The sequence below is a fragment of the Chelativorans sp. YIM 93263 genome (genome assembly GCF_028767125.1).
In the GTDB taxonomy this organism is placed as follows: domain Bacteria; phylum Pseudomonadota; class Alphaproteobacteria; order Rhizobiales; family Rhizobiaceae; genus Chelativorans.
Map to the genome: position 1 here is coordinate 104,986 of NZ_JAKCWP010000005.1, position 24,899 is coordinate 129,884.

A 24,899-nucleotide genomic window follows, 5' to 3' on the forward strand; every position below is an offset into this window, starting at 1 on the left:
CCCCATCGATGATCCGCAGCGTTGGGCGCTTGCGAAAGCAAGATGACAGCCAATCTCCCCCTCGTGCATGGCAGATAGAGGGCGCGAAAGAGTGCGAGGCTAAAGCAGCTGACGCCGCACCACCTCAGGCTCTAAGCGCCGAGGCTCCGGCCGGCTGTGCGCGGTTGTCTTCTCCCGTCCAGTACATGAAGTGCGCGGGATGCTCGAGATCGAAGTGCCGCTGACCCATGAGCGCGTTGACGATCATGGCGCTGCGCCAAGCCATCAAACTCAGTTGCGGCTCGGCGATACCATGGCTGAATCGCCCGGCATTGAGCGCGAATATGCGGCAGTCCGCCGGCCCGTCCCATTGGATGGAGAAATCGGCCGCCAGTCGCGGGAGACCGTTTTCGTCCAGCGCCAGGCGCTCCCCGAGCGGTGAAAGGCATTCCGGAAGGGCGAAGCTGTAGCCGGTCGCCAGCACTAGCGCGTCGGCATCGAGCGTCTCTATGCCCCCGTCGAAGCCGTTGCGCATGACGAAACGCATTTCGTCTCCCTCCTGCGCCAGATCGAGCACTTCGCGATGTGGCAGCAGGTTTGTCTGCGGACCTTCCACCGAGAGGTGCCTGAGTTCGTAGAGGCGGCGGTAGATGGCGCACAGTGTAGAAGTGGATATGCCGTCCCCGGCCAGTTTCTGGTGCGCCACCGTGGCGCGTCGGCGCGGCTCGGCCAAGGCGTGAAAGCGCTCGACATAGTTCGGCGTGAACAGTTCATTGGTGAATGGAGTGTCATCCAGCGGCTGGAAGTTCGGCCTTCGGCTGATCCACGAGATTTCTGTGCCAGCGGGCGCATTCAACAACAGATTCAGCACGATCTCGGCGCCGCTCTGCCCGCCGCCGACCACCATGATCCGGCGCCCCTCTATGTTGTCCAGAATGTATGCGGCCTCGGAAGAATGGAAGGCGCGGTCGCCCATAACGGGTTCCGCCCAAGCAGGTATATGCGGCGCAAGGCCGACCCCGAGCGACAGGTTGCGGGCAAGCCGCTCCTCACTGTCAAAAGAAAGCTTGAAGAATTCGCCGTCAAAGCTCACTTCCCGCACCTCGCGGCCGAAATGCAGCGTCGGCAGGTTCTCTGCCACCCAAGCGAGATAGCGTGCGAACTCCCGGCGCGGCACGGCTTCGAAATCGGCGTTCAGAAACTCATAGAAGCGCTTATGAGCGACGAGATAGGCAATGAAGGACCAGGGGCTGGTCGGATTCGTCGCCATCACCAGATCCTTCAGAAAGGACGTCTGCAGTTCCACACCCGGCAACATCATGCCCGGATGCCATGCGAATTGCGGTTTCCGGTCGAAGAAGCGAACCTCTGGCCCAGCGATTGAATCGAGCTGGGCGGCAAGGCTGAGATTGAAGGGGCCAATGCCGATTCCGGCAAGATCGAGGGATTCTGTCATAGGGATGCTCCTGACAGGAGGGATCGGTCGGTGGCTTGGTAGGAAAGCGCCGTTTCGGCGAGGTAGAGAGGATTGTCGAGCTCGGTGCCGAGGTCCGGCACAGGGCGCTCGCCTGCATCACCATAGCCAATGGCGAAGCGCACACGGTTGATGGCGATGCGCGGAACCTTCGGCTGGAAAAGGTCGAACAGCGCGAAGCGCTCGGCAAGTTCCGGATGCTCGGCCTGATAGCGGCGGAGGCGCTCGGCGAGCGTGGCGTAGAAAAGATGCTCGTCCAGCCCGTCATGGTCCGCGAGGGCTTCGGAAACAAAGCGCAGCACGCTTGCGAAATGACCGGTCTGCAGGTGTTGGAGAAGATGCGCCGGCGGGCGGCGCTTCAAGACCTTGCGCACGGACTCGGACAATGTTTCGAGCTCGGGAAAAGGCTGGTCCACGAGGTCGGCATCGCCCTGGAAATCCTTGATCGCCACGCCGACAGGCACCGCTCTGTCGAGGATTACCGTCACATTCTGTCCGTGGGCAATGAAGCCGACGCCATAGCGGCACATGAAGTGGTAGAGAGGAATGACGACGGCACCGAACAGCCGGTCGAGCCATTCGGCGTACTCAAGGCCGGAGCGGGCGATCAGTGCACTGGCAATCGGCCAGCCGGCGCCATCCCGCTGTGCAAGCGCCCCCATCATCATGGCGCGATGGCCCGCCGGCAGGCAGGCATTCGGGCTCTCGCGCCAGATCGCACCCAGCATTTCGCAGAACTGATAGGGCGCATCCGGGATACGTTCGTAGTGGGGATGCGGATAGAACGCGCCCGCCACCTCCTGCAACACCTTGAGCGGGCGCAGAACCGGATCGCGCGCGGCAATCCCCGCAAGCCAACTGGAGAAGGCCGGGCCGATCTCCATGTATTTGCCGGGCACGCCACGCCAGGCGGATGTATTGAGGATGGTGAGAGGCAGCTTGACGTGAAGTGCATCCGGCCTGCGGGCATTCGCGAGCGTACGCAGTGACTGCTGCGCCACGAAAGGATCGCCGAAGGTGCCGAGCGGCACGAGCCGCCTCGCCGCCACTTCACCGGCAAACTGTGCGGCAATGACACCTTGCCACTGCCAGGGATGGACGGGCATCAACAGATGCGTTTCCGTCGAAACACCCGCCTCGGCGCAGGCGGCCTTCAGCCGTTCCATTTCGCCAGCATCCAGAGCCGCGCTCAAGAGCGCCTCTTCGCCGGTATCGGGGGGAAGGAAGAGTCGGCATTGCTCGCGCGCGGCGGCCAGCCAGAAAAGCGTTATCGTGCCGCCGAATTCGGGCGCGTAACCGGCAAAGTCTTCAAGCCCCCAACCGAGACGCCCCTTGTTGGCGGACGCCTTCGGGTGACCGTTAAGAAACCGCTGCAGTTGTGTATCGGAGAGTGCGGCAAGATCGTCGGCGGCAAGATGCGCCCTAGCCGCAGTGATCCGCGCATCGGCCATGAGGGTGTTATAGAGCTCCTTGGCATAGGTGCAGAAGGTCGGCGGCGATATGTCGAGGGTTTCGCGCGCATCCGCCAGAAAGGCGATTGCATCGTCCACGGGCTGTTCTTCGCCCGACACGTCCCGCACCAGGCTTTCGGGACTAACCGTCAACTGCCCCCAGATGCGGCGCACGGCTTCAAAGCGATACCTTGCGCCGGAGGCGAGGCGGAGTTCCCATCGCGTTTCGGCCGGGTCCAACGGCACGGGCCGAAACGCCTCCTCGTAAGCAAGCTCGGAGATCGCCTTAGCTGTCGCCGCGCGGTTGATCGCTGTCCAAGTCTCACGCTCCACCGCCTGTCCACCGGGATGGGGCCCAAGCATCATCACAGTGCCACCTCACGGAAGAAGCGGTCCCGTTCACAGCAGACCAGCGCGGCGCGCTTATGCGGAAAGTCGAACTCCTTGACCTTGTCATAAGCCATCTCCGCCGTGTAGCTCAGCATCTTCTGATGCGATGCGCGCGGCTCTCCCACGATGCGGTGCGTGCGCGGCTCGTCCAGAAACAGGTAATGCGTGACCGAGCAAAAGAGGGTGCGGGTCTTGGGCCGGCCGAGATGCCGCGAATTGCCGACGAGACCGTGCCAGCCGCGATCGAAATCCTCCGGCTCGTAGTAGGGGCCGAGCCGATCCTCCTTGGCCCAGTAAAATTCGAAATAGCCGACCGGTTCGCTATCGAAGCTGGCGATGACGCCGAAGATGTGCGGATCCGTCTCCAGTTCGGCGAGATAGGCGTCAAGCTCGGCCTCGCTTTTGGCGAGTTCCCAGAAATGCGCGACCCGGCCCTGGTTCATCCAGCGATGGAAAAGGCCAAGATCGGTCCGGCGGTCTATTGGTCGCAGTGAGACATTCAGCCCGATTCCAGGCACCCAGCGCCGATACATCACGCCCGATGGTTTTTGTGGGCGCAATGGTGGCAGCCGGTCTTCCGGCCCGATTGCCGAGCGCAGACAGGGGTAAGCTACATGGGATTTCTGCTCGCGCCACAACAGCGGCAGTTGTCGGAAGATCGCGCGCTCAACCACAGCCATTTCTTGTTCCGAGTCCGGTTCACGCGCCAGCTCTGTCGCCAGAGCGGTGACCGAGGCAAGGTTTTTTGCCGTGGGTAGCAGGATGCGGTCTAGATCGGGCAGGTGGATGAAAACGGCATCGATCAACGCCGCCAGAAGGCGCGTGGCGTCGGGCCGCGCTGGGTCGAGATTTACATCCGCCAGCCTCACTCCGTCCGGACGTTGCTCAAGCCGTGCGGACGCCAGGAATTCGCCTGCGTCGTGCGAAAGAGCAAGTCGGCCATTGGTTTCAAGACGTACCGTGACCGGCGCGTTGGTGGAGGCTGGATAGTGCCAGGTCATCCCCTGTCCCATTGCTGAGCGGGACGCGTTAGTACGGGCGAAATCACGATTGGCAGGCTGCACGGTCATCGGATCACCTTTGGGCGAGCGGGTTTTGCAGTTGAACGTAGCCTGCCAGCGGGTCGGTAACGTCCGTGTTTTCGTTGATGTTGCCGAGCGAGAACATGAAGTTGCCCTTTGCGCCGATGGTCGGCGAGGAGAGCAGATAGTCGAGACACGTCCGGTCCTGGATCGGCTCGGCGGCGAGCTTTTCCAAAAACGCGCGGAAGCGGGCGAAGAACTCCTCCTCGTCGCCAAATCCGGCGGCGGCCAGCGCGCCGACAACGGCGAAAGCGCCGTTGACGAACAGATAGTAGGCGACGATGCGGGCGGCCTCGTCCGCGCCGAAAACGTGGTCCTTGGCCGCTCCGGCTTCCGGCAGATGCTGTCTCAGCTCCGGCAGGAAGCTGCTGACATAGCCAGTGCCCTGGCAATCGCGGAAGTAGAGCCGGTCGGGCCATCCCTGCCGGAGGCCGAGAACAAGGTTTTGCTGATGGGCGCCGAAGAGCAGCCCGAACTCACCTTGAGCGATAAGAAAAGGCCTGATAGCGACCTCTAGAAAGAGATCGAGCCAACGCTCGGCGATGCGTCCCGGCGCCTCGCTTTCGGCCTTGGCGATGCGGCGGATGAGATCGGCAAGGTGGCTATCGCGCTCGTCCGGGTGCCGTTCGCAAAGCGCGGCAAGGACGGCGGCTGAAGGCTGATCGGCGCCCTTGAACGGATTCTCGCGGAAGGAGACCATTGTTTCCTTGATGGTAGATCCATCGGGCGCGCGGAGCGCAAGCCATGCCGGTTCACCCATAACGTGAAACCCCGGGCAGCACTCTTTCAGTGCATCCCCGGTGGGACCCGTCAGCAGCCGGTAGACGGAAAGCCCGCGCGCGCATTCGTGCTCTTCCACGAGGCGGCGCGAATTGGTGAGCCGCAGGCTGAGCGAGAATTTCAGCATCCAGGCCACATCGGAGGAATACACCGTTCTGAGCGAGGTCGTCGCCCGCCATTTCGAGCTTCCCAGGCCGATGTCCATTATGCGGCCGGCGCGCATAAGCGCATCGATCGATGGCTCCTGCATCAGCCTTGCTGCCTGCCAGGGATGGAGTGGCATGAGCATCTTTCCGGGTGCGGCCCCGGTGCGTTCCATGAGTGCCGAATCGGGTGCGGCGAGTTCTTGCGTGGCTCCTGCCAGGCAGACCGGCGCCGCGCTTTCACCAGCCAGCAGATCCGGCTCGACCGCCCACCAGCGCAGGGAAAAGGCATTCCCGTATTCGGGACCGTAGCGGCGTGAATCCTCGCTCGTGAACTCGTCGCGGCTGCGCGGCGAAGGGTGTACCGCGTGCCCGAAGCGCAGGGCCTTCTCCGCCTCGATGAAGGAGGGATCGCCCGATGCAAAAGGGCGCTCTGCGCCAACCGCTTCGCTCACCTCCGCGACCGCGCAGGCACTGTCCAGAACACGGCGCAAGAAGAGTCCACGAGAGTTCAGGGAAGCACGCCCGCCGATATCGGCTTCACGCATCAGGAGGGTCACGAGCTCGGGCAGCGTGATCAGCTCGGCCGTGCCCTCGCTCCAGCTCACATGCATGGGATAGGCGAAAGCATGCGAGCCGCTTCGGGAATGGTGCGTGACCGGCACGCGAACCTCGGCACGCGAAGCCGGCAAGGAAAGGCAAAGCATATGGGAGGTGCCTTCCGGCTGGCCGCTTGAGCCCGCCTCTTCCATCCGCCATCCACTCCATTCCCGAATGAGCGCATTCAGGAAGCGGCTGCACGCCGGATCATATTTCAGGGTATCGACGGAGATCAACATCGGTACACCTCCGCAGCGGCGCAGCTCCTAAAAGGAATGAACACCACCCTTCCAAACGGATTGAGATATAAGATATTATATATATTATATATACAATTTAGAAGGCTTGGAGCGCTACCATGGTGGAGATAGCGGGGGTTCGGCCCAATGCACGCGCGCTGGCCGGCCGGCTTGCCTTCGGTGTCTCCGCTATCGGCTTCGGGCAATCGGCCTTCATCGCTCTCGTGCCCCTGATTGCCGTGCAGACCGGGCTCGGCACTGGCGAAATCGGCATGGCAGCGGCCTTGGGCGCGCTCGCCTTCGTCGCCGGTGCACCCATTTGCGGGTCCCTCGGTGCACGCTTCGGCCATGGACGCACCTTGTGTGCACTTGGGCTTGTGGTGCTTTGCGGACAGCTTCTTCTCGCCGGACTGATCTGGACAACCGCCCTGGCGCCGCTGCTCGCCCTGGCCGTTCTCATAACCTCGCGGTTGGTCTATGGCTTCGGCGCGTCGGGGGTAATCCCGGTCGCGCAAAGCTGGGTGTGCCGGTCGGCTGCCGAGGAACAGCATCGAGGATTGCTGGCGCTGCTCAGCGCCGGGCTTGGAACCGGACGCATCCTCGGTTCCGTGGCCGCAATGACGGCGAGCCTGGCGGCGCAGCTTCCGTTCCTCCTTCTCGTGCTGAGCCCAATAAGTCTGCTCTTCGTGCCAAGGGAGAAGCGGCTTTCCCCAGCTCTCGATACCGACGAGAAAAAGCGCCTCTTTCCCTTCGACCGCCGCATTCTGCCCTTCCTGGCGATCGGCTTTTGCCTGATGGTGGGTTTCGGCCAGGTGCAGATGATGCTGGGGCCGATACTGGAGGCGAAGCTCGGCCTGACAGCCTCTTCCGCCACCAGTGCCACCGGCCTCATTCTCACCCTTGTCGCCGCAGCCATGATCCTCGTTCAGGTCTTCGCCATTCCCCGCCTGCCTTTCGATCAAGGTATCGGCGTGACAACGGGCTCTATCCTGCTGGCACTTGGCGCGCTGACCGTTGTCGCAAGCGGCGGGTTCGCCCTCTGCGCGGTGGGGCTGGTCATCGGCGGAATCGGTGTTGCCATTGCCTCGCCCACCTATCTCGCCTGGCTCGTCTCCCGGGTCCAGCCGCGCGAGCAGGGTGCAGCTGCCGGATGGCTGGCGAGCGCCCACGTGCTGGGTCAGGGCGCGGGCGCCGTCATAGGCGGCTACGCCTTCGCCCTGTGGCCGCCGTTGCCGCTCCTTTTCTGCGCCGCGCCTGCCGGGGCGATTGCAGTGGCGGCCTGGTCGATAAAGCCCGGCAGGAGCTAACGACCGGGAGACGTGTGCAAAATTCGTGTTCATCGCCCCTGCCCTCCCCCGGGAGTGGCAACGGCCATGCCGACAGTCGCGCCATTCGCCCGCAGCATCAGCATCGTTGCCACCACTGCCGCGCCCGACAGTGCCGCGGAGATGCCAAAGAGAGCGCTGTAGCCCAGGAGATCGGCGAGCGCGCCTGAGGACATGGAACCGGCGAGATAGACGATAAGCTGACCGCAGGCGAGAATGGTGAAGTCGGTTCCCGGTTGCTCCGAGGAGGTCACGCTCATGAAGAGGCTATAGAGCGCGACGATCTCCATATAGCGGATCAGCGTCTGAAACGCTGAGGCACCGTAGAGCGGCCACACGCCCAGAATGGCGCCTGACGCATGCAGTGCAAAGACGAGGAAGCACACGGTTCTCAAGCTTCCCAGCAGGCCGAGAACGGGTGCAACGCCCCAGCGCCGAAGCAGTATGGCTGCAATGACCGAGCCGGCGAGACCGGCAGTGGCCGCCGACGCGCCGGAAAGATAACCGATGATGTCAAGCGGGATGCCCGCATCGACCAGATACGAGCCCTCCATCGCCTTCACCAGCCCCTCGCTTGCGCGATAGATAAGCGCGATCCAGAGGATCTGCCGCGCTTCCGGGCGGCGCAAGAAAGCCATAATAGAGGGGCGCGAAAGCCGCGCTCCGGACTGCTCCGATGCGGGGTCGGTTTCGCGCATGGCAAAGGCAGCGGCGAGCGGCAGGAGAGAGATGAGGGCTATCGTGCCCAGCATGACGTCCCATCCCGCGTAGTGGTAGAGCACGAGCCCCATTGTCCCGCCCGCAATCACCCCGAAAGCGACCGCGCCGCCCTGGATGGCGTTGCCGATCGGCCGCTCCTCCGGCTCGAGATACTTCGAGGCATAGCCGTCGGTGGCGATGTCCTGGGTGGACAATAGCAGCGAAGCAAGGAAGCCGATGGCGAAGATCGCCCATACATCGTTTGGCTCGACCGCCATCAGCGACAGAATGGCGGCAATGATGCCGCACTGGGTGATGATCACCCAGCCAGCGCGATGGGATCTCGCAAAGGGCCGTACGCGGTCCACAAGGGGTGCCCAGAGAAATTTCAGGACCAGCGGCAGGAGCAGGATCGAAAAGAAGCCGATCGCGGTGCGGGAGACGTCCTGTTCGCGCAGAATCGGCGGCAGGGCGGCAGCGAAGAGATAGGTAGGAATGCCTTGCGCCAGATAAAGGCCCGCCAGCACGACAAAGAGCCGGTAGCGCGGCTTGCCGGCAGCCTCCACCGCCGGGGATGTGTCCGTTGCGATCATGATCCGGCCTCCTCCGGCAAATGAGCGGCGAGGAAGAGTTCGGCGGCGTCGCTCCTGTCCGTCACGAGAACCGGGAAGCTCCACAATCCGCTGAAAGTACGCTGCATCTCCTCGCTGGGATTTTTGCGGACGATGGCGGTCGCGCGGCACGTCGCGTTCATTTTCTCACGCGTCGCCTTGAACCAGAGATTCTGTGCCTTGCGCTGTACCTGCGGCAGGTCGAGCGGTATGCGGAAGGTGACCAGAAGCACGAACGGATCAGTTACGCCTGAAATCTCGTGAAGCGCGGCGATGTACCGCTCGGGATCGTCACTCCCGGCCGGCGCGTCGATGATCAGCGACAGAACCGCCCCTTCCCGATCCAGATGCACGGCCATGGCCGCATCCTCAGAATGTCATCTTGTAGGATGCGAAGACTGAGCGCCCCAGCCCCGCGACCGGAGCGCCGCGCGTGGCGGTTGCGCTGGGGTTTATATACTCCTCGTCGAAGAGATTGCGCACGGCCAGACTGAGCTTGCCATCATTGTCGAAGGATTTTGCCACCGCCACATTGACCAGCGTCGCGTCATCGATTTCGTTGCCCTCGATGCGGTCGCGCCCGGAGAAATGCTCCACCTCGCCGCGCGCTTCGAAGCCATTGCCGAAATACGCGTTCACGTAGGCAAGGCCCTTCCAGGTCGATGAAATGCGGTTGTTCGGCAGATACTCGCCATCGCCGATAGAGCCATCACCGTTCTCGTCGTACTTACCTTCGGTGTAGCCGAGAATGCCGCCGACCGTGAACATGGCATTGATGTCGTATTCGGCGTTCGCCTCCACGCCCCAGATGCGCTCCTTCTGCTGGGTAACGCGATTGGCCTCGAAATCGTAGTTCACACCGTCCTTGGACGTCGAAAGGTATGCGCTGACGCTGCCGCGCAAGTCGCCCCAATCGCCGCGCAGACCTGCTTCATAGGTGTTCACCAGTTGCGGCTCCGGCGCGATATTGCCGTAGCTGACGGTGAAATCGGGCATTCCGCCGCAGCCGAAGGAAGCGAGCAATCCCCCATAAGCATCGCACGCTTCCGCCGTGGTATTCAGACCGGCGCGGCGGGTAAAGGCGCCGATGTCGGTCAGGCTGTAGCCTTGCGAGAAGTTTCCAAACGCCTGAAGGTCATCCGTGACGTCGAAAACGGCGCCGGCATTGAAGCTGAAAGCGTTGTAGTCGAAAGAACCGCCGAGCACATCAATGGCCGGAAACGCCATCCCAAACTGTCCAGCATAGGCTTCCGGCCGCTCGAAGTCGTCAACGTCAAGGAAGAATTGGTCGAAGCGGACACCGCCCTGAATCCGGAAGCGGTCGGTGATTGGAACCTCGGCCTGTGCAAAGGCAGCAATCGAATGCTGCATCATCGGCGAGATGACGTTCCAGCCGTTCGTAAGCTTCTGGCTGGTCTCGTCATAGGTGTAGTCCGCACCCCAGGTGACGGTGCTGCCTTCGAAAAGGAAATCGGTCGGCGTGTTGACCGTCAGGTTCAGGCCGGCCCTATCGCTATGGAGGGCAGACTGGTTGAAAGCGGCCGTCGGGTTCGAGGGATCGCCCGAATAGTAAACCATGGAGTTGACAGCGGAGAACTTGGTAAAGGGCGACCGCTTGAAGATCTTGTTGTAATAGGCCTTCACCTCCAAATCGCCCAGAGCGAAGGCGCTGTCGGTGTATTTGGCGGTGATATATTTGGAATTTTCCTCCAGAGGCTCGCCCGTATAGGAATCGGAAAAATCCGGCGAGACCGGGTCTGTCGTGTAGTCAGTGAACCAGTCTGGTTTTTGTTCCGCATAGGTCCAGTCGACGCTCACTTCGAAACGCCGCGGTCCGCTCTCGTATCCCAGGACACCGAACAGGTCCGCCGAGCCGGTGCGGTCGCCGCCACCCTGGCCGAGCATTGCATCGGATGCCATCTCATTGCCGTAGCCGTCATAGGTGCGGCGGGTAAGCTCACCCGTGGCGGAAAAGATGTAGTCGAAATTGTCCTTCCGGCCCTCGACGGTGATGCTCGTTTCGGGAGCGGCCGACTTGCCGATGTTTTCGGTGAAGGCGGTTACCCCCGTACGAACGGTGACGGTGGGCTTTTCGCTTGTTCCGCGCTTCGTGATGAAGTTGATCGTGCCGCCCGTCGCGCCTGCGCCATAAAGGCTCGAGGATCCGTTCACCACCTCAACGCGCTCGACTGTATCGAGATTGATCATGGAGAGTATGCGTGAGACATCACGCAGCGGCGTGTTGCGCGGCACGCCGTCGACCATGATCAGAACGCCGCGGCCGCGGAAGGTCTCCGACGCGCCGGAGATAGTCTGGTTGGAAGGGGAGAAGCCGGGCACCAGGCGCTCGACAAGATCGGTGGCGTTAGGCGAAATCTCCATCGCCTGCTCGATCTCGTCACGCTCCAGAACCATCACCGACTGCGCAACGCCCGCTATCGAGCTTTCCTCGCGGCCGGCCGTGACCACCAGCCGGTCAAGGAGCGTGCCCGCGCCATCACCCGGCGACGCCTGCTGTGCCAAGGCGGGAGAGACAAGACAGGTCGAGATGAGACAAGGCCAGATCCGCGACAGCATGAAGCACCCTCACAAGTTATTATTCTTGTCGCTGGGTAGCTGCGTTCAGCGGCCTGGCTGCCCGTCCTCCTAGAAAAGATGACTGTAATTGTCAAGATACAATGCCTCGACAAAACTCTTTTGGACTGCCCAATTCCCATCAATGCATGTATCGGATCGCAGGTAGCCTGTGGATAGTTGCGTTTTCCGCACGCCCTGGATGCCGGTTTGTAATGCCAGGCTTGGGTGCATTCGGCGCTACTGCCGACACGCTTTATTTTTGCTTGGCACCGGCAGGACTACGCGAGTGAGCACTGCAGCAGTTTTTGAATTTCTTGCCCGACCCGCAAGGGCACGGGTCGTTCCCGCTGCGCTGTAGTGCACCAATCAGTGGCAGCACCAAGGATGCTGGCAACCAACTTGCAGCCATGGCTGCAAGTTTGGCTGATATGCCCGGGACGATGAGACGTCGGCGAGATTTGAACCCTCGCCACGCGCACTCGGCCACATCGTCGGGGTTCAGTGCCGGCAGGATTCGGAAGAGGGCGGCGTGCTTTGCTCCCGAATCCGCAAGGAAGTTCGTCCGCACAGGCCCCGGTGCGATGCAAGTGACAGTGACTCCGGTGCGGCGGAGCTCCTGGTGGAGTGCCTGCGAAAAGGAGCGTACAAAGGATTTGCTAGCGTAGTAGGATGCCATATACGGCCCTGCCGCGAAACCGGCTACCGAACTGAAATTGATTACGCCGCCTCGACCACGCTTCACCATTTCCGGGAGGAACCGAAGCGTCAGTTCACTGAGCACGTGGATATTGAGATCGAGAATGCCAAGCTGCTCATCGAGAGGAAGAGCAGTCGCCGCGCCGCGCCGGCCATATCCGGCACTGTTGACGAGCGTGTCGCAGACGAGATGATTTTCGAGAAGAAAGCGCTCGACGCGTGCTGGAGCGCCATCGTTCAGCAAATCCAACTCAAGGATGAACGGTTCGCCACCCGCTTGACGCACCTCCCTCGCCACCTCTTGGAGCCCAGCCGAGGCCCGTGCAACGAGAACGATCGCAGCGCCCTCCCGAGCAGCCACCTTTGCAATAGCCCGGCCGATCCCCGCTGACGCCCCAGTCACGACAATGGCTCCTCGACGATCGTGCGATGGGTCCGTGAAGGAATCTGTCGTGGTGTGGTCAGAACTAGGAATCATCAGCGCCGAAATCGGAATGTGATCTCATTGTTTGTCACAACTCCACTCACCGTTTCGGCTCTCTCTGTCGTTCGGGATCGCCAGCCGAGCGGCCGAGCGCCTTCAGTTCGTCCGCGATGGCACCGTTCAGAATTTCTTCGAACCGTGCTAGCGCACGAGCAACATCCGCGCCATCCATAACCCTGTGGTCATAGTGGATGCGGACGCAAACGGAGCCATCATTGTCAATCGTGCCATAGTTGAGAAGGGTTGTCAGCGGTGTGAGCGGGTTAAGCGATTCCGCCCCCAGCCCCGAATAGACGGAAAGCTGAAATGTGCCAAAATAATTCGCCCGCTGTCGGCCCAGATTCAGACTGACCCACATCAGCGCTCGCCTGATCCACGCTGGTGCACGCGCCAGCCTCAAGGCGCGCCGGAACTCCTTGACCTCAAGGACGGGGCTGGCCCGCACGTCCCGTAAAATCTCTCCCAAGCGCTGTATGGATTGTTGCTCCGGACCTTTCACGAGGCTGAACAGAACCGCTCGTTCGCCTTTATAATTGCGTTCATGCGTAATTGAGGCCACGCTCATCGGGTATTCGTATAGATGCGGTGTGGGCAGTTTGACGTACGCGCGCCGCAGTTCCGGCACTTCCTGGGCAAGAAGCGCATAGCCCTTCAGAAACAGCACGGTCCAGGACGGTTTCGGATCCAGGCCTGCCCTTGCCTGCACCAACGGCTCAAGCCGCATTTGCCGTTGAACGGCAACCCTTGGAATCTTGATCGAAAACCGCATGAGATCGCCGACCAGGCGCCGGGGATCGGAAAGCTTAACCGCTCTACCTCGCATCGGCTTTCTCTAGAGGCTGGTAAGGACTTGGGGTGGAGACTGCATCAGAGCCGAAATCGCTCCTGGACAAGAGTAAAACGTTGTCGACAGAAATGTCCCACGGACGCGCTTCGCTACGCCACGTCCAACCGACTTTTGATTCAGGTCCTTAGCCGCCTTCAGGGCGCGCGGGGTATGGCAAAGAACCTCCCATTGCGTCGTCGCCGCCCCCTGTAAGGGGATAACTCGTCCCACGAAAAGCCCTCCTTGATCTGAAAAATTGTCGCTCATATCGCGTTTCAAAAACAATCGATCGCGCGGGTTAGTACACAAATGGAATGATTCGCTTGGACGTGCCCATATAGCTTCGATATTGTTGGCCGAATTTATCCAGCATCATTTCTTCTTCTTTATCGACTCGCAAGAAAAACAATATAGCAAACCCAAGAAGGCCGAGTAATCCGACGAACCAGTTTGCCAACAGAAAGAATTGACCACTCACCATTAGCAGAAATGAAGTGTACATGGGGTGGCGAACAAGAGCATAAGGCCCCGTGCGGACCAGGCAATGCTGCTCACGAATCTGCAGCGTAATCGACCAGTTCTTACCCAGTGACTTGTGGGTTATCCGGAAGAGTACAAGCGCGGAAAGAAAGATGCCGCCACCCAGGATAACGGTCCAAAGATGCACGGGGAAATCGGCAGCTTCGGGAATCCCCGAGATGACGTAGAAGACAGGAAAAATTGCAAGCCCGAACAGCGCTGAAGCGAGCCCGACCTTATCGAGAAGGGAGTTCTTGTCTTTGACGATGCGAGCGCGCTTCGCCCTACGCTCGAAGGAATAACGGATGACGTACCAGGCGACGATTCCCAGGACCCATATTGCTTCGCCGACGGAAGCTAGCGACACGTTCATGTTGTTTTACCGGTTCTGTACATTTGTCGGCGTGCCGATAGGCGCATCGGTCGCCGCTGGCGCATTGATCTAGCACGCAAATAGTATAGCTCAATGTGAACCCGCACGCTCAGGCCGTCGGGTTATGCGGCAGGACGCGTTACACCAATCGCGTCCGGCCCGCCATTCATCTCTCGAAGCTTGGTTATGAATACCCGTGGCTTGAGCCAGATGAAGGGAGTTTTGTATCCCATGGAGCGGGCGATTTCAGCAACAAAGGCGTTGCAGTTGTACAAAGCGGCATGCCAGGTACGAGAGCTGTTCTGCAGCTCACGTATATCTGCCACCACCTTCTGGTATTCGTCTTTGTCGAGCGGTATGCGCCAGTTGGCAGACATGTATCGGTCGTCCAAATCTCCATCGCTCCATCCGGTTTCCGCAGGCACAGGCACCAGGTGACCGAGGATATAGGGAACGGAGCTGTCCGACGCCGGGTGCAGGCCCGCCACTTCAGGATCGATCATGTTTCCCGCGGAATCCGTACGCCCGAAAATGACGAAAGAATGACCGTAACTGAGCGCGTAGCGGGAGCGGAACTCGATAAAATACTGCGCTTCAGTTGCTTCGGAAGATGGAGTCGCTGACGATTCCGAGGCTGGAGCAGCTGACGAGGCACTTGCAAGCTCTAGCTCTGCTTCCGATCCACTGTTCGTCTGACATGATGTGACAGCGAGTGCAAGAAAGCCGACCAAGCACCAACGCTTTACAAGATGCCTCCAAACGTCGTGCATGCTCCGTCCCGCGTCAAGCAGACTCAAAAAATACGCCTCTGCCGCCCATCATAGACGTCAAAAGCTTGAGCAAATGAATAGATTGGACAAGAGCCACCAGGGCTCTTGTCCAACAATTCGCTTAACTCACTTATAAACTGGAGCCTGCACCGGCGCTGGCTCCATTACCGGCGGCGGAGCCTTGCCCTTGCCTTTTCCGACGCAGCCAGCAAGACTGGTCACGGCGAGCGCAGTAGCCACAATAACAACAACTCTGCTCATGATTTATCCCTCTTTGCATTACCAAATAAATCTAACCTAGTGCTAAAGCGCCAAGATGCCTAGTGCATAAAAGCCACAACATCCACATATAATGATCAAAACTTAAATGCGTCCGCTGCTTTCAGTGAAAGCACATCAGAAGACCACAACCACCGCTTGTGAAATTTTGCCGACTGTTTAGAAGCTTGGCGCGGCAGGACAAGTCCACCACTTTCAGACCGCAACGCCTTCTGATCCGCACGGCCACACGGCTGAAGCTGCCGTACGCCTGGCCAAACTGATTGCTTTCCCGGACGTCCTTCCACAGGAACGATGCCGAGTTCCCTTCCACCTCTCTGTCGCGATCGCTTCTTGCAAAGCATCTCTACAGGACAATCGGGAAGGGTCTCGCGCATTAATTTGCCGCCGGGACAGGGCAACCTAGATCACCTTCCTGGCACCTCAGATAATCCTCGAGATCCTGAGTCCTGGCGTCGGTGAGTTGTCGCAAGCAGAAGGCACGGATTGTCGGATAGATGCTGCCGCCTTCGACACCGGATGCCTGAAATTTGCATTCCGCGTCGCGATAGGCAATCCACGCGCGTTGCGCTGCTATCAGGCTGCTTTTGGTAGCATCATCATCACCCAGGCGCTTCATGACTGCCTTGTATTCAGCGTTCAGTCGCTCATCTGCCGTGTTGTATGCATCGTAAGCGCATTCGTTCAGCGTGGCCTGGTCTTGCGCATCGGCGCAATTTTCATCAGCCATCGCGCTTGATGCGAACGCGCCCAAGACAGCCGCAGCAAAAAGCAGTGGTCTCACCCGGTATCTCCTTCCCTTCGGCACTACACCATTGACCGGTCGTCCTATATTACCCTCGGGTCTGTGGGCATCAACAAAATGGCGCAAGGACCAAGAACCATCAATCTCGTCTACGATTCCATTTGCATTCTGCTGCGAACAGCGCCATATGCAGTGCATTAGGCGCTTGGGTCGATTAAGATGACCCTCCTGCAGAGGACTTGGTTGCGTCTGATTTCTCCCTTTCCGACTATCACGGCAAGCGCGAGAATAAGCCCCGAGGCATGAAGCTTGCGGGCACGACAGCGCATCCGTGTGGGAAATCCCGCCGTTTCGTCGTAAATACCAAATCATTTGACCGGCAGATGCGCTCTGCCGCGATAGTTTTTGCGGCCGAGGCTGCATGAAAGAGAACAATTTTGAATATTGCAATTAATCCGGAGCCGATGGGCTTCGCCGAACTTGGAATATCAGGTGCACTGCTGAAGGCCGTCGGCAGCATCGGCTTTACCGAGCCGAAGCCGATCCAGCAGCAGGCTATCCCCGCGCATCTCCAGGGCCGAGACCTCCTTGGTGTCGCCCAAACCGGCTCCGGGAAGACGGCGGCGTTCAGCCTGCCCATTCTGATGAAGCTCGTGGGGCTTGCCGCCAAGCGGAAGCGTAAATCCGCACACGCGTTGATCCTGGCACCCACCCGGGAGCTGGCCGTGCAGATCGAAGAGACAATTCGCGTCTTGTCTAAAGGCTTGCATATCTCGACCGCGCTCGTCCTGGGCGGCGTATCGCGCAACTCTCAAATCAGACGGATTGCATCTGGTGTCGATGTCCTGATCGCTACGCCGGGCCGGCTAACCGATCTCGTCCGCGCCGGCGAGGTGAACCTCGCCGAGACACGCTGGCTGGTACTCGATGAGGCCGACCGCATGCTCGACATGGGCTTCATCCGGGATGTGAAACGCATCGCGAGTGCTACGCACCCGGACCGCCAGACCGCGCTGTTTTCCGCCACCATGCCGAAGGAGATCGACGCGCTCGCGCAAGGACTTCTCAAGGATCCGGTCCGTGTCGAGGTCGCGCCACAAGGCACGACGGCCGCCGAGATTACGCAGAGCGTGGTTATCGCGCGGACCAAACAGAAACGGCAGGTTCTTTCCAGCTTGCTGACCGACGAGGCGATGCGATCCGTGATCGTCTTCGCGCGAACCAAGCATGGCGCGGATCGGGTAACCCGCGATCTGGAGCGTGACGGCTTCGACGCGGCCGCGATCCACGGCAACAAGTCGCAGAATGCCCGACAAAAAGCGCTGAAGGGTTTCCGCAGTGGCAATGTCCGCATCCTTGTCGCGACCGATATCGCCGCCCGTGGCATCGACGTGCCCGGCATCACACACGTCGTGAACTTCGACCTGCCGGACGAGGCGGAAAGCTATGTTCACCGCATCGGGCGGACCGGGCGTAACGGCGCTGACGGGATCGCCATCACCTTGTGCGACCCAACCGAAAGCTCGAAACTGCGAGCAGTCGAACGCGTGATACGCATGCGCCTCCCGATCGCGGCCGATCATTCCCGCGGGCCCGACCCGCAGCAACCGGCGCGTGAGCAGAACCGCGCGCAAGATGCAATCGCGAACGGCAATGCGAAGTCACGAGACGACTATGCTTCAGGGCAGCGTCCGAGCCGCCAACGCAACGGTGAATTCGGCAGCGGCAAAGCACCGGCCGGCCAACGCGCAGGCAAGAGGAAGTTTCGTGGAAAGCGCCGCGGATTTGGCGCGGGAGAGCGGGCTGCATAAGAGCGCGGCCCATTCCTCACCACACCTTTAACCCGACATCTTCGGTAAGGCGCGGCCATCGCGAAGTTATTAGAGATGGTTGCGCTTTGCCAAGTTACGCATCAAAGCAGCGACGCCGAACCGCCACTCGGGACACTCGGTAGAAAGACGTACGGTGTTGATCAGCGGGCCAAGCTGCGGATTGGAGATCCTGACGACATCGCCCGTCTTGTGAGTGAACCCCTGGCCGGGCGCATCGCGGTCCTTAACAGGGGCGAACAGCGTTCCGAGAAAAAGCATAAAGCCGTCAGGATACTGGTGATGCCGCCCGATCGTTTGTGATACGAGATCGAGCGGATCACGGCTGATCTCCCGCATCGAGCTATGCCCCTCGAGAATAAACCCGTCCTCGCCTTCGACGACCAGATCCAGCTCGGCGGAGCGGACGTGATCCATGGAATAGGTATCGTCGAACAAGCGGATAAAGGGCCCGATTGAGCAGGAAGCGTTGTTGTCCTTCGCCTTCCCCAGAAGCAGCGCGGAACGCCCCTCGACGTCACGCAAATTGACATCATTGCCGAGTGTCGCCCCTTTTACCGTTCCGCCGCTATCGACCGCGAGCACGATCTCGGGCTCCGGATTATTCCATTTCGAGATCGGATGTAGCCCAATGGAAGCCCCCCATCCTACGGAGGCCATCGGCTGGCTTTTCGTGAAGACCTCAGCATCGGGGCCGATACCGACCTCCAGATACTGCGACCAGACACCCTCCTCCTGAAAGGCCTTCTTCATTGCCGCCGCCTCGGGCGAGCCGGGTTTTAGGTTGTTCAGACTCTCGCCAATGATCTTGATCGCGCGTTCGCGGATTGCGGCGGCCTTTGACGGATCTCCCGCAGCCTGCTCTTCGATAACACGCTCGATCATTGAGCGTGCAAACGTCACACCACAAGCTTTGACCGCCTGCAGATCACACGGGGCAAGAAAATGGAGACTGTCGGCGGAAGGTTCGCGTGAACTCTCCGCAACGGCTTCAAGAGAGCCAAGGTCTGCTCCCTTTGCGTCATCGACAGCCGCTACAGGATCATCTAACTCCAGCAGGTCCCGCATTGTAGGGATTTCACGCGAAGTGATGTCGACCACGCGTCCCTCGCGCACGACGACAACGGCCGGCCCATCGACGTCCGGGCGCCAGACGCGCCCGACGAAGTGCCCAGCGTCAAACGTTTCCCGTTTCAATATCAACGCTCCTGCAGGAAGAATCGAGTTCGGATGAGCTTAATCACTAACCCACGCGTGTCAAAGATGTATCCGTCCCAGAGATCACTGTGCCTTTGGCTTGCAGCGTAGCGCTTACGTTGGGAAATCGTACCTTCCGACCAGTTGCCATACGTCCCGGTTGATGGTGCCCAAGGAGGCGATGCAATCCCGGATTCTTTGAACTTCCGCCTCGTCCAGGCTTTCAACCTTCCCGTACCGGATCTCGTCCTTGCTGTCGGCAATGCGCATCATTTGTGTCATACCGCGGCCGTTCTCGGGGTCGAACGAGTATATGCAGTGGTTGAACTTGTTGCGTAGACCCGCCTCGCGCAGCAGGCTTCTTGTCAAGGAAAGCACTTCCTGCCGGCAATCGGCCGGCGTGGACTTCAGCTTGGCGAGTCGCTCCACAAGGTCGATCCGTGCCCGTGTGGTATTAAGCGTCAGAAAAATGACGGCAGCTTTCTCCTTGTCGACACTGGCGAGCCCAGCGATCAGATATATCAGCAAACTTTCTGTATTCGTCCATGTGTAGTTCAATCGGCCGAGCAGCAGCAAAATCTCGTGCAGGTTCGACATACGACTGGGCACGTTCATAGCGGCACCTCATTGGAGGCGGCTTGTAATCCACCCCGCCAGCCCTCGGTGCAGCGGAAATACAGGGCCGCGGCCTCGGTTCTGTTATGCGCGCCGAGTTTTCGAATGGTGTTATGGATATGAATCTTGACCGTGTGTTCAGAGAGGCCGAGCTCAGCTGCAATGAGCTTGTTCTGTAGGCCCTTGGCGACGCAGGAGAGCACTTGCAGCTCTCTTGCGGTAAGACCCTTGACGGCACGGGCGCTATCGGTCGGCTCCGCGGTATGCTTTGGCGGCGCTTCTACCGGCGCTGACAGGTCGCTTGTGTTGCGCTGAAACAGTTCCGGCGGAAAGTATTCGCCCCCCTTTAGCATTATACAAACCACGGAAAGCCAGATGTCGAGGTTGACGTCCATCGGCACTATGCCCCGGATAGCCCGCCTCGCCGCTGCTTTCTGAAACGCGTCCATGCATATCTTGCTGTGACTGGCGGTCACAGCCATGGAAGCAAAGGGATGCGCCTCTTCAATTTCCTTCCAGTGCTCTAGCAACTCGTCGATATGGTTCGTATCGACCAGGATAAGCTGTACCGGAACATCGAACTTCGCACGTGCCAGTGCCGGCTCCGGAACGATCCGCACCGAGATCCACCTGAACTCCCTCTCGATCGCCGCTACAAGCGCTTCCGAAATACTTCCCGGCGGAGCGACGAACAACAGCACTCTCTGATGCTGCTTCACCGCCTCTCCATCGAGCACCCTCGAAAAGCCGGCTGATCCAGCTCCCAGTTCGCTGCGTAGCATGGCAGACCTCCTCCCAGGTCAACAAACCGATCTATTCGGAGGAATTCTACCCGAACTGCACCAGGTTCTAGAAACTGGCTGAAGGAGCGAGGTGCCACCTCAATGGTAGTAGGTAACGTCGACGACGCATTAGCCGATTGGTAGGAAGGTGTAGCTCTTTCCACGCAATCTGTTCGAAAGAGGAGAACCTCATTGCACGCTGGAAACCGCGTGCGGGCTCACGAACCCGGGCGCAAGGGAGCTACGGCTGCCTATTCGCTCGAATGAGCTAATACATAGGCGCTGCACTAGCCAAACCACTGCTTTTCCCGGACCAAACTTCCTAAACTGAAGTGTCATCTTATGCGCCCCCCTGTTCAAAGGCACACTTGCCCCGTTGCAATGGCGACGCAGGTGTTCCGGGGCAAGGCCACCTGAGTACTGCGTGAAAAAAGCCGCTGGCAAAGCCCCACACCCCGGCGCCCTCGAAACAAGGGAGGGTCCCACAAGGAACAGGTGCATTCCGGGTGCATGCCGCGTCGATGCGCGTCCATCACCCGCAAACCAGAAAACTCAACCTCCGTATCCGGCGCCAAGACCTCATTGAAGATGAACCGAGGTCAATGTCGGGACGGCTTACCAGCAGGACAAGACAATGGGTAACAGAAACAACTGGCTGCCTTGGGATTTTGGAGATCAAGATCAGGACCAGAGCCAAGATCAGGATCAGCACCAGTGGCAGGATCAATATCAAGATCAGTGGCAAGGTCAGGAACAGCTGAACGTTAATGTCAACGGTTCCTATAGCGAAAACAGCAGCGACTCCGCCTCGGACAGTGACGCGGAAAGCGATGCAACGGCCAATGCTGACGGAAACGCAGATGCGGAATCCAACAGCAGCAGCACAAACTTCGCAGCAAATGCGAACCTGAATGGCAATCTCAATGGCAATGCCAACGAGAATGGCAACAACAACGACAACAACAACGACAACGACAACGACAACGACAACGAGAATACGAACATCAACGAAAATACCACGACTGTCGAAAGCTCGACGGACGTGGACGTAGACGTGGATGTCGACTTGTCTGGCTACGAACCGTCTGACGATGACTTTGCAGACCTCGATCTGCACGACAATGAGTTCGACAACATCTTCGTCAACCGCGATGGTTCGACCGTTTTCGATCCGGGCGATGACATGAACGTCTCCAACGTTCTCAACGAATCGCTCAACGGCGCCGGCAACGACGTCGGAATGGCGATCAGCCAGAACGCCCGTATTGACGATGCCGATAGCCTCGAGAACGTGAGCCTGGCGAACAACGCCGATTGGTCGCAGAACGGCAGTGCCTATGGCGGAGATGCTGATGCCGGTGAAGGCATCGTGGCCGGCGGCGAGGGCGGAGCCTCTGATGGTGACGCTTATACCAATGGCGGCGATGGCGAAGAAGCCAAAGCCTACGGCGGCTCAGCTTTCGGCGGCTTTGCCGATGGCGGTGACGGCGAAGGCGGCGACGCCGCAGGTGGCAACGGAGCCGACGGCGGTGATGCGGGCGCTCTCGGTATCGGCCTTGGCGCATTGGCAGCAGGTATCGGCGCCGGCGGCAGTGCCGGAAACGCCGGTGAAGGCGGCGAAGGCGGCGAAGGTGGTGAAGGCACCGGCGGCGAGGGCGGAGAAGCGACCGGCGGCGAAGGCGGCATTTCCACGGGTGGCGCTGGCGGCGAAGGCGGAGACTCCATCGGAGTCGGCCTCGGACTGGCGAAAGACGCTCTGGCCGGGATCGGTGTCGGCGTAAGCGACGACGGCGGCGACGGTGGCGAGGGCGGAAACGCCTTTAGCGGTGGCGGCGGTGACGCTTTCGGCGGGACCGGCGGAATAGGCACCGGTGGTACTGGTGGTACCGGTGGCGAAGGCGGAGATGCGGAAGCCGGAAACGGCGTCGGCATAGCCGGTGCGCTCGGTGCCGGAGCTGGCATTGCGCTCGCGGCCGGCGGTGACGGTGGTGCCGGCGGTGGTGCCACGGGCGGAGCCGGAAACGGCGGTGACGCCCTTGGCGGTTTCGCTTTCGGTGGCGACGCCCTAGCCTTCGGCGGTGACGGCGGAGACGGCGGCACGGCGACGTCGGGCAGCGGCGGTGCCGGTGGCGCAGGCGGAATGTGGGGGTCCAACAACGGCGACGACGGATTCGTCGAAGGGCTCTCTCAAGCACATGCCGACGCATGGGTAGAGACCAGCGCATTCAATCAGGAGATCGTGCTTGGTGCGAACCTGCAGCAGAATGCCGTCGATATGACGGTGGTCGGCGGAAATCTGACCAGCTCGGCAGTCGGCGAAGACGAAGGCCTGACGAGCTGACGTGCTCGTTTCCTCACGAAAATCAAGTGGGCCGCCGTTGAGGCGGCCCATTCAACCAGGCCCGATGGTTTGGACGGCTGTCTGGCATGCTCGTGGTAATGACAGGTGATTGCGATGGCCCTAGACAAGATCACAGAAGCTATCGCCCACTTTATCGGGGTGTTCGAGACCATCACCGATGCAACGCGGATGCGCGAGGCCTACGAGTCCTTTGACGCCTCCCGACGAAAAGACGACGACGCGCAACAACCGGATGAGGAACAAGAAAAGCCCCGCGAGGAATACGCGTTGCGGGATTTCACACCGGTTCTCGAGTATACGCCTCCGCCGGTTCCGCCGGAGGAACTCAAGGCGGAATCCAACGTCATTCACGATCCGATCCCTGTGGAGTTGAACGGCGCAGATACACCCGAGCCGACGGCAAAAACCCTAACATCCGCCCTTCCCCGGGAAACTGCAGGGTTCGCCCCCTTTGAGCTACCTCCTCACGGATCCTACGCGGCATTCATCAAGCAGAATGCCTTCCTGAACGACAACGACTATCTGAGCCTTGGCGGCTCCGGCCTTGCGATGGTCAAGCCGCCCTTCGAAACTGGACCGGAACTTCTTGCCATGTTGCAGGAGGCAGAGTCCGTTTCGCCCTTTTCCGCGATCGAATCCCCTGCAACGCAAGACAGCATTGCAGACACGGTGATGGATGCTTGGCACGCAATAGCCGAAGCGGCCGAAGCGCCCCCTCAGGATGGTGTAACGGTTTATGCCGGCCCCGTGTTGAGCGGGCACTTCGTGAATGGGCTGGAAGTCACTGACGCGCCAAAATTGTCCGACTATCGGCCAGACCAGGAGGAGATCGCCTCCCCTTCCCGAGGCCCGCAACCCGGCAAGGGCAACGGGCTCATCGAGCCAAAAGTCGAATTTGAGGGAGGCGGAAACGAACTGGTCAACGAGGCGATCCTCGGAAACGACTGGATGACCGGCAGGGTTATAGCCGGGATGGGCGACAGCTATGAAATAAACGCCATCGTACAGACCAATGCCTGGTGGGACCAGGATCTGGTAAGCACGCAAACCGGCGCCTGGACCGAAATTTCGAGCCCGACGCAGGCTTTCAACATCGCCAATATCGAGCGGATAGACGCCTCTTCTTCTGTCGGCGGCGAGCCCGCCCCCGCTTCGGGACAATTCCCGCAACATTGGGCGGTATCACGCGTGGAGGGCGATCTCGTCCTTCTCAATTGGATCGAGCAATTCAATTTCATGGCAGACAACGATACCGCCGTCCTGGCGTCCTCAGGCGTGAAATCAACCATCCTCGCCGGCGGCAATACGCAAGTGAATGGCGTATCGGTAGCCGATCTGGGCCTTTACTACGACCTTATCGTCGTCGGTGGCAATATTTACGATTCCAACATCATCCAGCAGACGAACGTACTGTTCGACAACGATCTGATCGGCACCGTCGAGGGATTTCAGACGACGGGCAACGGCACCTTCGGCACCACCGGAAACCTTCTCTGGAACCAGGCACAGATCACCAATGTCGGTGCGCATGACCGATTTGAAGCCATGCCTGCCGGGTATCGGGCAACAGGTGAGAGCTTCGCCTCTGGCTCGATGCACATCGATAACGACGTTCTTAAGGACAGTGCATTCCAGGACCTGCCCTACCTGCGAGTCCTCTTCGTGGGCGGTGACCTTCTCGACGTGCAATTCATTAAGCAGACGAATGTCCTCGGTGACGCTGATCAAATTGCGCTCGCCATGAACGCCCTCGCCCCAAGAATGGACGCCAACTGGTCCGTGATGACGGGCGGCAACGCCCTTCTCAACTTCGCGGGGATTCACGACGTGGATGCGGCGGGCAAGACCTATCTAGCCGGAAACCACTACTCACAAGAGCTCCTGGTCCAAGCAGAGTTCATATCGTCGGATCCGAGCTTGGCCGGCCAGGACGCGGATGCGCTCATCAACGAGGCGGTCGCCTTTCTTGATGACGAAATGCTCACCGACAGGCCCACAGAGGCGCCGACGGGAGACATACACATCAACGACGGCACGCATCCGGATGTGATGCAGACGATGCTTGCCTAATC

At 60.0% G+C, this 24,899-nt stretch carries 20 protein-coding genes; 4 read left to right on the forward strand and 16 right to left on the reverse strand.

Translation table 11 applies throughout. The features are described 5' to 3' along the window. Positions 1-124: 124 nt before the first annotated feature. The 4 genes from LY631_RS11975 to LY631_RS11990 are packed head-to-tail and all read right to left on the reverse strand — an operon-like array spanning position 125 to position 6,138. Complete coding sequence (locus tag LY631_RS11975; protein WP_274425622.1) at positions 125-1,435, reverse strand: lysine N(6)-hydroxylase/L-ornithine N(5)-oxygenase family protein; 1,311 nt, start codon at positions 1,433-1,435, stop codon at positions 125-127. Continuing rightward, positions 1,432-3,270 (reverse strand): IucA/IucC family protein, encoded by a 1,839-nt coding sequence (locus LY631_RS11980; protein WP_274425623.1) that lies wholly within the window; start codon positions 3,268-3,270, stop codon positions 1,432-1,434. The genes LY631_RS11975 and LY631_RS11980 overlap by 4 nt, the downstream gene beginning before the upstream one ends. Next, complete coding sequence (locus LY631_RS11985) at positions 3,270-4,364, reverse strand: GNAT family N-acetyltransferase (protein ID WP_274425624.1); 1,095 nt, start codon at positions 4,362-4,364, stop codon at positions 3,270-3,272. The genes LY631_RS11980 and LY631_RS11985 overlap by 1 nt, the downstream gene beginning before the upstream one ends. A gap of 4 nt (positions 4,365-4,368) precedes the next feature. Then, entirely contained in the window at positions 4,369-6,138 is a 1,770-nt protein-coding gene (locus LY631_RS11990; protein WP_274425626.1) for an IucA/IucC family protein, read from the reverse strand. Positions 6,139-6,257: 119 nt separating this feature from the next. On the opposite strand from LY631_RS11990, the gene LY631_RS11995 reads away from it, so the two are divergent. Further along, positions 6,258-7,445 carry an MFS transporter gene (locus LY631_RS11995; protein ID WP_274425627.1) on the forward strand — a complete coding sequence of 396 codons (1,188 nt, stop codon included), beginning with the start codon at positions 6,258-6,260 and terminating at the stop codon, positions 7,443-7,445. Positions 7,446-7,474: 29 nt separating this feature from the next. On the opposite strand, the gene LY631_RS12000 is transcribed toward LY631_RS11995, so the two are convergent. The 9 genes from LY631_RS12000 to LY631_RS12040 all read right to left on the reverse strand — a co-directional run bounded on the left by LY631_RS12000 (position 7,475) and on the right by LY631_RS12040 (position 16,027). Continuing rightward, on the reverse strand, positions 7,475-8,755 hold the full coding sequence (locus tag LY631_RS12000; protein WP_274425629.1) for an MFS transporter: 1,281 nt from the start codon (positions 8,753-8,755) through the stop codon (positions 7,475-7,477). After that, the gene (locus LY631_RS12005) at positions 8,752-9,132 is read right to left on the reverse strand and encodes a hypothetical protein (protein WP_274425630.1); all 381 of its coding nucleotides are present in this window, start codon (positions 9,130-9,132) and stop codon (positions 8,752-8,754) included. The genes LY631_RS12000 and LY631_RS12005 overlap by 4 nt, the downstream gene beginning before the upstream one ends. A 10-nt stretch (positions 9,133-9,142) precedes the next feature. Next, positions 9,143-11,350, reverse strand: coding sequence for a TonB-dependent receptor (locus LY631_RS12010; RefSeq protein WP_274425631.1), 2,208 nt, complete (start codon positions 11,348-11,350; stop codon positions 9,143-9,145). Positions 11,351-11,603: 253 nt separating this feature from the next. Further along, positions 11,604-12,524: an SDR family NAD(P)-dependent oxidoreductase gene (locus LY631_RS12015; RefSeq protein ID WP_274425632.1), complete on the reverse strand. Its 921-nt coding sequence runs from the start codon at positions 12,522-12,524 to the stop codon at positions 11,604-11,606. 46 nt (positions 12,525-12,570) lie between these two features. After that, the gene (locus LY631_RS12020; protein WP_274425634.1) at positions 12,571-13,353 is read right to left on the reverse strand and encodes a hypothetical protein; all 783 of its coding nucleotides are present in this window, start codon (positions 13,351-13,353) and stop codon (positions 12,571-12,573) included. 301 nt (positions 13,354-13,654) lie between these two features. Continuing rightward, a complete protein-coding gene (locus tag LY631_RS12025) occupies positions 13,655-14,242 on the reverse strand; it encodes a protein-S-isoprenylcysteine O-methyltransferase (RefSeq protein WP_274425890.1) in 588 nt (195 codons plus the stop codon). A gap of 128 nt (positions 14,243-14,370) precedes the next feature. Beyond that, a complete protein-coding gene (locus LY631_RS12030; protein WP_274425635.1) occupies positions 14,371-15,018 on the reverse strand; it encodes a hypothetical protein in 648 nt (215 codons plus the stop codon). Positions 15,019-15,144: 126 nt separating this feature from the next. Further along, complete coding sequence (locus tag LY631_RS12035) at positions 15,145-15,279, reverse strand: ABC transporter (protein WP_274425636.1); 135 nt, start codon at positions 15,277-15,279, stop codon at positions 15,145-15,147. A gap of 394 nt (positions 15,280-15,673) precedes the next feature. Then, complete coding sequence (locus tag LY631_RS12040; RefSeq protein WP_274425637.1) at positions 15,674-16,027, reverse strand: lysozyme inhibitor LprI family protein; 354 nt, start codon at positions 16,025-16,027, stop codon at positions 15,674-15,676. 479 nt (positions 16,028-16,506) lie between these two features. Here LY631_RS12040 and LY631_RS12045 point away from each other — a divergent pair, with 479 nt between their 5' ends. Then, the gene (locus LY631_RS12045) at positions 16,507-17,853 is read left to right on the forward strand and encodes a DEAD/DEAH box helicase (protein ID WP_274425891.1); all 1,347 of its coding nucleotides are present in this window, start codon (positions 16,507-16,509) and stop codon (positions 17,851-17,853) included. Positions 17,854-17,922: 69 nt separating this feature from the next. Here the strand turns inward: LY631_RS12045 and LY631_RS12050 are convergent, their stop codons facing one another. The 3 genes from LY631_RS12050 to LY631_RS12060 all read right to left on the reverse strand — a co-directional run bounded on the left by LY631_RS12050 (position 17,923) and on the right by LY631_RS12060 (position 20,465). After that, complete coding sequence (locus LY631_RS12050) at positions 17,923-19,071, reverse strand: fumarylacetoacetate hydrolase family protein (RefSeq protein ID WP_274425892.1); 1,149 nt, start codon at positions 19,069-19,071, stop codon at positions 17,923-17,925. 111 nt (positions 19,072-19,182) lie between these two features. Beyond that, positions 19,183-19,683 carry a hypothetical protein gene (locus LY631_RS12055; protein ID WP_274425638.1) on the reverse strand — a complete coding sequence of 167 codons (501 nt, stop codon included), beginning with the start codon at positions 19,681-19,683 and terminating at the stop codon, positions 19,183-19,185. Then, on the reverse strand, positions 19,680-20,465 hold the full coding sequence (locus LY631_RS12060) for a helix-turn-helix transcriptional regulator (protein WP_274425640.1): 786 nt from the start codon (positions 20,463-20,465) through the stop codon (positions 19,680-19,682). Before LY631_RS12060 ends, LY631_RS12055 begins: the two co-directional genes overlap by 4 nt. A 634-nt stretch (positions 20,466-21,099) precedes the next feature. Between LY631_RS12060 and LY631_RS12065 the strand changes: the two genes are divergently transcribed. Both LY631_RS12065 and LY631_RS12070 read left to right on the forward strand, forming a co-directional pair. After that, positions 21,100-22,806, forward strand: coding sequence for a hypothetical protein (locus tag LY631_RS12065; protein ID WP_274425641.1), 1,707 nt, complete (start codon positions 21,100-21,102; stop codon positions 22,804-22,806). A 114-nt stretch (positions 22,807-22,920) separates the two neighbouring features. Next, on the forward strand, positions 22,921-24,897 hold the full coding sequence (locus LY631_RS12070) for a type I secretion protein (RefSeq protein WP_274425642.1): 1,977 nt from the start codon (positions 22,921-22,923) through the stop codon (positions 24,895-24,897). Positions 24,898-24,899: the final 2 nt, after the last annotated feature.